Genomic DNA, 2,215 nt, shown 5'->3' on the forward strand with positions numbered 1-2,215 from the left:
GACGGACTTCAAGTTGAGCATCTGCTTTAGCTCGTACATCTAAAAGGTGTAGCCAGAAACGGAGTGAACCTGTGACCAGGCCATGTTGAAGGTATCCAGTAGCAAGCACTGAGCGCGCGTGTTCTTCGGATGCTCCCATCTGACGAAGGTTGTCGTAGTCGATGGCTGACGACAGGCACATGGCCAGTTGCTCATCGTACAAATCTTGAGTCCATTCGTATTTCTTTCCCTGGCGATCTGTGTATTTACCAGGCGGACGGACGTAGAAAACATCCTCTGGAGGTATCTCGTGATTGGCAACCTTCCTGATGCGCTTGCCGGTGTATCGCATTGACTGATAGTCAAACGTGCAGCCGACTCGATGAGTTCGAAGCTGCATCATTGTGTTGTGATCCGCCTGGATCATCAGGCTCAGGCTCGGGTGTTCGAGCGGTCCCCAGTGCCCGCGCCCGCCTTTAAGCAGTCGTTCAACGACGATCGTCCCTGCCTCGTCTTCTGGCAGCTCGGTTTTCGGAAACGGCTCTTCGCTGTAGTCAGCGTGCAAAGCCAGATAGGCCAAGCGCTGCGGAAATTCGGTTGCGTTGACAGTGGTTACCCGTATGGGGAGTGGTCCAGGCATCTCCACGAAGTGCGCGTGACTGCCCGAAACGTAGAGACAAAGCAGGCGTACTGCCTGCCTTGTCGCGCTTACGTTTTATGTGGAGACTGTTAGCCGAATGTTAACTCAGGTCCTCAATTTCATTTTTGTACTTGTCAAAGATATCTTGCACGTCGCCAAGTTTTGGAGGATCGAATGCAAATTTGTCTAAAAAGTAGCGGCTGTCATCTCCGATCTCGCTAGTGGTTGCGTTTGCATCAGCCTCTAGATGTGGGACAAATTTAGTTTGATACCACTCATTCAGATCATCGCCGCCTCGAATGGCTGCCATGCTGGCGTTGGGTTTTTCGCCTTCGTTTGAAGCGTAAGCGTCTTCAAGTCTTGGCATCTGATTTTCAGGCTTGTCGAGCCTGGTCTCTTCAAAGCGCTCTTGGTCTTCTCGGACTTCTTTTGGCCGATCAGTGTTTTTTGGCTTGTCGTCGTTTGATTTCTCTTTTAAGTAGCCCTTCAACTTGTTCAAGGCTTTCCTAGTACCGCCGCCCATTTTGGACTTGCCTTTGATACTGTCGGCGTAATCCAGCACCATTTGTGCTGCCTCTGCTTTCGACTCGTCGTATTTGTCTGTACCTGCGTCGAACATTTTGCGGACATCAAGCGCGCTGAATCGGTCTCTAGCAGGCTTTTTGTCGGAGCCTGCACCGAATGCCTTGCGGTCGTATTTTTCTATGTAATTGGCAAACGACACAATTCAACTACGGCTATTTAGTCAATTCTAGGAATCGAATCCTCGCTCTTTTGCTGCTGCCTTGATTAGATCTTCGATCTGTACAGGCTTGTCTGAGTTCAAGCGGAAGTCAATCCACAGCTTGTTTGCTTTTTGCAGTTTCTCGAATCGTTTCGGATCGCGCTCGAGTGTTGTTTCAAGAAAGAGCTGGGTCTCGTGCTGCAACTTGTTGCTGCTGAACTCCAGGTCAATCTTCTGCATGTGCCTGTTGACGTGATAATGCGGCACACCTTTAGCCCTCCAGTGCAAGGGATTGCAGCAGTGGTTGTTGCCGCAAATCGGTTTAATCGGGAGTCTGCCGACGTCGCCCCAGGTAAACCAAAACGCAACGCGTGGCGCTGAATACTGCCTGGCGCTGCCCCAGAAACGAGGCATCGCAAAGTATGTGCTGTTGGATTTGGAGTGCGTATTTCCGTGCCAGTTCCAGCATTCATCAGGGTCCCCGATCTCTACGAAGGACCAGAACTCCAGGAACCTGCGACGGTAGGTTCGATGAATCTTGTGAACATCCAGGCTGAGTCTTCCTTCAGTCAGCGCACTGATGCAGCGGACGCAGGCATGGCTGTCTGTGTAGCGAGGTATGCGTCCATCGCGCGATCCAAGTGAGTGCTCATGGAAGGGACAAAATGGCCCACCCTCGATCTCACTGTGGAGGTCTGGAGGTATGGGCCACTGAGCCATGGTTGTCCCTTTTTGAATTCAATGTATCGATTAAGAAGCGGCGTGTTCTTTCACAGCTTCATCGGATAACTTGCGCAGCCTCATGACGTGGTGTTGGCGTGGAGACTTGAACTCGTCCCAGAGAACCATCGCGTAGTTGATGGCATGGCCGC

Annotated in this window: 3 protein-coding genes; all 3 read right to left on the reverse strand. The window is 51.5% G+C overall.

Features of this window, described 5'->3' with window-relative positions; all coding sequences use genetic code 11:
- A partial coding sequence (gene thyX / locus AACP44_RS09070) for an FAD-dependent thymidylate synthase (protein ID WP_339340208.1) occupies positions 1–619 on the reverse strand: 619 nt, incomplete at its 3' end.
- A gap of 100 nt (positions 620–719) precedes the next feature.
- Positions 720–1,343, reverse strand: a complete 624-nt coding sequence (locus AACP44_RS09075) for a hypothetical protein (RefSeq protein ID WP_339340206.1) — start codon at positions 1,341–1,343, stop codon at positions 720–722.
- A 27-nt stretch (positions 1,344–1,370) separates the two neighbouring features.
- Positions 1,371–2,063 (reverse strand): hypothetical protein, encoded by a 693-nt coding sequence (locus AACP44_RS09080; RefSeq protein WP_339340207.1) that lies wholly within the window; start codon positions 2,061–2,063, stop codon positions 1,371–1,373.
- Positions 2,064–2,215 lie beyond the last annotated feature (152 nt).

Origin of the sequence: uncultured Oceanicoccus sp., assembly GCF_963968385.1 — a bacterium.
Classification (GTDB): domain Bacteria; phylum Pseudomonadota; class Gammaproteobacteria; order Pseudomonadales; family Dasaniaceae; genus Oceanicoccus.

What these genes read in the sequence shown, in the direction of transcription:
- AACP44_RS09080 (WP_339340207.1), bottom strand. Translation starts at nt 2,063, where the DNA reads ATGGCTCAGTGGCCCATACCTCCAGACCTCCACAGTGAGATCGAGGGT.